At 79.6% G+C, this 269-nt stretch carries 1 protein-coding gene; it reads right to left on the bottom strand.

Going from position 1 to position 269, the window contains the following annotated elements; translation table 11 throughout:
* The coding region (locus tag JFU56_RS22510; protein ID WP_198439446.1) for a PepSY domain-containing protein at positions 1-269 on the bottom strand (269 nt) is incomplete at both ends.

The raw sequence follows: 269 nt of genomic DNA, 5'->3' as shown, positions 1-269 counted from the left end.
CGTCGGGCCCGAGCACGGAGCCGGCGGCGGCTGTGCCGGCGGCGGCCGCGCCCGCGCCCGCACCCGCACCCGCCTTGGGCAGCTTGGCCAGCCGCTGCAGCGGCAGCACGGCGGCCACGCCGTCCCGCGTCGGGTTGGGAAACACCAGGGCCGCACCGGTCAGCGACACGACGAGAGCGATCGGCAGCAGCCACAGCCCGGCGGCTCGGTGCAGCGCGTACCAGCGCCGGGTCGGCGGGCCCTGCCAACCCACGCGCAGGGCCTGGCCC

The sequence above is a fragment of the Moritella sp. F3 genome (assembly GCF_015082335.1).
Lineage (GTDB): Bacteria > Pseudomonadota > Gammaproteobacteria > Enterobacterales > Moritellaceae > Moritella.
This window is presented reverse-complemented; position numbering and strand designations above follow the sequence as displayed.